Below are 623 nucleotides of genomic sequence, written 5' to 3' on the forward strand. Positions count from 1 at the left end.
TGATTGCGCTAAGTTCATCCTTAATCGGCATGTTTTGCATGTGCACGTTGTTAAGGTTAACGAGCGATATTTCATACTCAATGTAGCCGCCCGGCGTGTAACCGCCGCTCAATGAAGTAACACCGTCTTGATCTAAGAAGCGGGTAATGTGTTTTTCGAAGTCGTATTTCTCTGCCGATGCTTTCGTCTTCGCACTGACGGTATCGCCGTCAACGGTCAACAAGTTGAGGATTTCACCGACTGCATTGTTGTTTACCGTCGCCGTCACTTTGTACTCAATTTTAGTGCCCGCAGGGATGGAGGCATGCGTGTCGATATCTCGATTATTTTCAACTGAACCATCAAGATCGAGAATGGCTTTATCGCTACCACTGACGATGTTCTGCTCGATAGTCCAGCCCGAATCAAACGCCTTTTCACTTGTTCCATCAACAAGTTCCACAGTGATGTTGGATAAGCGATCCACCACAGGAATATTGTACGCGTTTCCCTTACCATCGTTTTCAATCGTTAGGCGATAGACCAATGGCTGACCCGGCTCATAGCTTGCTTCATCCACGGTTTTGCTGAATGAAAGATGGTAGCTGTTTGGAATAACGGTGATACCGCCGATGGTAATGTTA

General features: G+C 46.5%; 1 protein-coding gene. It reads right to left on the minus strand.

The genetic code is table 11. From position 1 onward, the window contains the following. On the minus strand, positions 1-623 hold a 623-nt coding region (locus tag R7044_RS26340; protein WP_225456131.1), incomplete at both ends, for a DUF11 domain-containing protein.

The organism is Vibrio sp. 1402 (assembly GCF_033340275.1).